This is a genomic window from Sphingomonas sp., assembly GCF_031380695.1.
Lineage (GTDB): Bacteria > Pseudomonadota > Alphaproteobacteria > Sphingomonadales > Sphingomonadaceae > Sphingomicrobium.
This window is the reverse complement of the sequence record NZ_JANMWY010000313.1, coordinates 1-3,977: the sequence shown is the minus strand read 5'-3', so window position 1 is coordinate 3,977 and position 3,977 is coordinate 1. Positions and strand designations below refer to the sequence as shown.

The following is a 3,977-nucleotide window of genomic DNA, read 5'->3' as shown; positions in this document are numbered from 1 at the left end:
TGAGCGAGAGCCGCGTCGATCTCTCCACCGCCGCCCTTGAGGGCAAATTCGATGCAGCCGCCTTCTTCGCCATCGTCGGCCAACTCGGTCACGGCGTCGCGCTCGGCTATCGCTACGAAGGGCATGGCGAGGATTGGGTCGAACTCGCGATGCCATGGCGCGAGCAGCTCGTCGGCGCGCCCGAATCCGGCCTCCTCGCCAGCGGCGCGATCGTCAGTTTGGTCGACATGGCGGCCGGCCTGTCGGTGTGGATCAAATTGGACAAGTTCGTGCCCAATGCCACGCTCGACCTCAGGATCGACTATCTCCGCCCGGCGCTCAAGGGTGAGACCGTCTATGCCCGTTGCCGCTGCATCCGCACCACCCGTTCGGTCTGCTTCGTCAGCGGCATCGCCCATGTCGGCGACCCGAAGGACCCGATCGCAACCGCAGCGCTGACCTTCATGCCGACCTAAGCGGCGTTAACCGCCTCGCGCCGCTCCTCGGCCTTGCGCAGCACTTCATAGGCGGTCTGCACCTGCTGGAAGCGCATCGCCGCCGCCTTGTCGCCGGGCTTGACGTCCGGATGCACTTCCTTCGCCAGCCGCCGGTACGCCGCCTTGACCGCCACGCCATCGGCGTCCGGATCGAGCTCCAGCACGTCGAGCGCGAACATCTCGTCGCGGCTGCGCGAGCCGTCGCCTGGACCGCCCCACTGATAGTGCGCCGAGCTGCGATAGGCGGTCGGCCCGCCCTCGGCCTCCGCCGCCTGCCGCGCCGCTTCCTCTGCAGTCAGACCAGCGAAATAATTCCAGTTGCGGTTATATTCGCCGGCGTGCGTCACGCAGAAATACCAGCGATCGGGCATGTTGGGCGCCTTTGGAGCCGGCCGGTCCCCCGGCTCATTGCACCCTTCGCGATCGCACAGGCGGATGCGGACCGCCTCTCGGCCCTTCGCGCCATAGGGACGCCAGCGGGGAAAGCCCCAGTCGTCGGATCGTGTTGCCTTGGCCATGGTTCGTCCAACCTACGGCCCCCGCGCCCGGTCCGCAATGGCGCGATGATTGCTCCGCCCCTGCGCAGACCCTAAGCGAAGCTTTACCTTTGCCGGGATAAACGCCGCCTATGCCCGTTCGATATTTCGCCCCCGACCTCCTGCAGCAGATCAGTGGCCAGCGCCGCCGCTGGCTCGTCACCGGCGCCGCCGGATTTATCGGCTCCAACCTGGTCGAGGCGTTGTTGTCGGCTGGTCAGTCAGTCACCGGGCTCGACAATTTCTCCACCGGGCACCAGCATAATCTCGACGAATTGCTAGCCACGGTCGGCAGCGCCGGCGCGGACTTCCGCATGATCACCGGCGACATCCGCGACCGCGCCGCCTGCGCGCTGGCCGTCGCCGACGTCGACATCGTCCTCCACCAGGCCGCGCTCGGCAGCGTCCCGCGCTCGATCGAGGAGCCGCTGCTCACGCACGACGTCAATATCACCGGTTTCCTCAACATGCTTGACGCCGCCCGTCTCGCCGGGGTCGGCCGGTTCGTCTATGCCGCCTCAAGCTCAACCTATGGCGACGAACCGACCCTGCCCAAGGTCGAGGAACGCATCGGCAAGCCGCTGTCGCCCTATGCCGCGACCAAATATGCCAATGAAATCTACGCCTCGACCTACGCCACCAGCTACGGCTTCAAGGCGGTTGGGCTGCGCTATTTCAACGTGTTCGGCCCGCGCCAGGACCCCGAGGGCGCCTATGCCGCGGTCATCCCCAAGTGGATTGCATCGATGCTGCGCGACGAGGCCGTGACGATCAACGGCGACGGCGAGACCAGCCGCGACTTCTGCTACGTCGCCAACGCGGTCCAGGCCAATATCCGCGCCGCCCTCGCCCCCGACGCCGCGCAGGACGACGTCTTCAACGTCGCGGTCGGCGATCGCACGACACTGAACGAGCTGTTCGGCTTCCTTCGCGACGGCCTCCGCGATCACCAGCGCCCCTATCACCGCGACCCCGCCTACCTCGACTTCCGCCCCGGCGACGTCCGCCACTCGCAAGCGGATATATCAAAAGCCCGCCGCCAGATCGCGTTCGACCCGACCTACACGGTCGCACAGGGACTGGCCGAGGCCCTCCCCTGGTATATCGCGAACACGCGCTAAGCCACCGGCCCGATCAGCGCGAATTTGGGGATTGCGGCGTCGAACGCGCGGCCATCCTCGTCGACCATCTGGTAGGTCCCGGCCATCGACCCGGTCGGTGTGCTGAGCGGACAGCCGGAGACATAGTCGAAGCTCGCTCCCGGCGCGATCAGCGGCATTTCGCCGACCACTCCGTCGCCGATCACCTCATGCACATCGCCGCGCCCGTCACGGATATTCCAGTGGCGCGACAGCAGTTGCACCGATCGCTTCCCGCGATTTTCGATGCGGATATGATAGGACCAGAACCAGCGCCCGGCCGACGGGTCCGACTGTTCGGCCAGGAAGCTGACCGCCACCCGCACCGTCACGTCGCCGCTGCTCGCCGCGAAGGGGAAAAGGACCGCCAGGCTGTCGAGGCTGCTGCTCATGATCGAGGCCTAGGCGAGGCGCGCTCGCGCGACAACGCTCATTCGCCGCCCATCCGCACCAATCGCTCGACCAGCCGCGTTCGCGCTTCGGCTACCGGCAGCGCGCGGTCGGTAATCAGGTCGCGCATTACGAAGTGCCCGGTCAGCGCCAAACCCTGCAGGATCTCCGCCACCGACGCCTCGCCCCCCGCCCGCACGAACGCCGGCATCGCCAGCAGCTTGCCCGCGAACGGCGCCGCCTCCGCCGCGCTGACCGCCCGCCCCGATCGCGGACTGACCGCGACCAGATCGCCGCGCGCCCCGCTCACCGCGCACGTCTCCAGATCGAGCCCGAACCCCAGCTCCGCCAGCAGCAACAACTCATAACGCACCATTGCCGTCCCCCACCCGCTTGCCGCCGGTGCCGCCTCGATTGCCGCCAGCAGCCCGTCGAGCGCCGCATACAGCCGCGGGTAGGGCTGGCCCTCGGGCAAGGCCGTCGCGGTCAGCGCCGTGGCCCAGTCGATCGCCGCTGCCGGCAAGGGCTCGGCCAGCAATGGCCCGCGGCTGTGGTTCAGTTCGAGTTCTGCGTGCGGCAATTGCCCCTCCGTCCGCGCCGCCAGCCGCGCCTCGACCAAATTGCCCGCCATCACCACCGGCCGCATCCGCCGCCCCCGCGCGCCGCGGACATAGGCCGCCTGCAGCCCATGCTCCGGGGTCATCAGCCCCACCACCGCGCCATGCTCGCCATGGGCGCGGAGCGACAGCACGATGGCGGGGGTGGTGACGCGCATCAGCCGCGCGGGTGGAAATAGTCGTAAAGCTGCCGGGCGGTCGCCTTGCTGATCCCCGGCGCCCGGTCCAGATCGTCCAGCGCCGCCGCCTTGACCGCCCGCGCCGTCCCGAAATGCATCAGCAGCGCCCGCTTCCGGTTCGGCCCGATCCCCGGTACCTCGTCGAGCGTGCTCGTCGTCAGCGACTTCGCCCGCTTCGCCCGATGCGTGCCGATCGCGAAGCGGTGCGCTTCGTCGCGCAATCGCTGGAGGTAGAACATCAGCGGCGCGTTGGGCGGCAGGCTGATCTCACGCCCGTCGGCAAAGTGAAACACCTCGCGCCCGTCGCGGCCGTGGTGCGGCCCCTTGGCGATCCCGATCACCGGAATGTCGTGCACCCCCGCGCGCTCCATGATCTCGCATACTGCCGAAATCTGGCCCCTGCCGCCGTCGATCAGGATCAGGTCGGGCCATTCGCCGGTCGAGCGGTCGGGATCTTCCTTCTCGAGCCGCGCGAACCGCCGCTCGAGCACCTCTTTCATCATCCCGAAGTCGTCGTCGGGCTGCGCCGACTTGATGTTGAACTTGCGGTACGCGTTCTTGCGGAACCCCTCCGGCCCGGCGACGATCATCGCCCCGGTGGCATTGGTCCCCATGATGTGGCTGTTGTCATAGACTTCGA

Annotated in this window: 6 protein-coding genes; 2 read left to right on the top strand and 4 right to left on the bottom strand. The window is 67.9% G+C overall.

The window, feature by feature from the left end:
• Positions 1-455 (top strand): PaaI family thioesterase (locus RMN84_RS11355; protein ID WP_309612278.1); only part of this gene is annotated, 455 nt, incomplete at its 5' end.
• Here the strand turns inward: RMN84_RS11355 and RMN84_RS11350 are convergent.
• Positions 452-994, bottom strand: coding sequence for a J domain-containing protein (locus tag RMN84_RS11350; protein ID WP_309612277.1), 543 nt, complete (start codon positions 992-994; stop codon positions 452-454). The two genes, RMN84_RS11355 and RMN84_RS11350, sit on opposite strands and share 4 nt — an antisense overlap.
• A 110-nt stretch (positions 995-1,104) precedes the next feature.
• On the opposite strand from RMN84_RS11350, the gene RMN84_RS11345 reads away from it, so the two are divergent.
• Positions 1,105-2,133, top strand: a complete 1,029-nt coding sequence (locus tag RMN84_RS11345) for an SDR family oxidoreductase (protein ID WP_309612276.1) — start codon at positions 1,105-1,107, stop codon at positions 2,131-2,133.
• Here the strand turns inward: RMN84_RS11345 and apaG are convergent.
• The 3 genes from apaG to RMN84_RS11330 all read right to left on the bottom strand — a co-directional run.
• Entirely contained in the window at positions 2,130-2,543 is a 414-nt protein-coding gene (gene apaG, locus RMN84_RS11340; protein WP_309612275.1) for a Co2+/Mg2+ efflux protein ApaG, read from the bottom strand. The two genes, RMN84_RS11345 and apaG, sit on opposite strands and share 4 nt — an antisense overlap.
• 38 nt (positions 2,544-2,581) lie before the next feature.
• Positions 2,582-3,316 (bottom strand): DNA repair protein RecO, encoded by a 735-nt coding sequence (gene recO / locus RMN84_RS11335; RefSeq protein ID WP_309612274.1) that lies wholly within the window; start codon positions 3,314-3,316, stop codon positions 2,582-2,584.
• Positions 3,316-3,977, bottom strand: a 662-nt coding sequence (locus tag RMN84_RS11330) for a helix-hairpin-helix domain-containing protein (RefSeq protein ID WP_309612273.1), incomplete at its 5' end; no start/stop codon positions are given. The genes RMN84_RS11330 and recO, both read right to left, overlap by 1 nt.

Excerpts from the sequence above, each read along its gene's own strand:
- recO (WP_309612274.1), bottom strand. The coding sequence starts at position 3,316 with ATGCGCGTCACCACCCCCGCCATCGTGCTGTCGCTCCGCGCCCATGGC.
- RMN84_RS11350 (WP_309612277.1), bottom strand. The coding sequence starts at position 994 with ATGGCCAAGGCAACACGATCCGACGACTGGGGCTTTCCCCGCTGGCGT.
- apaG (WP_309612275.1), bottom strand. The coding sequence starts at position 2,543 with ATGAGCAGCAGCCTCGACAGCCTGGCGGTCCTTTTCCCCTTCGCGGCG.
- RMN84_RS11345 (WP_309612276.1), top strand. The coding sequence starts at position 1,105 with ATGCCCGTTCGATATTTCGCCCCCGACCTCCTGCAGCAGATCAGTGGC.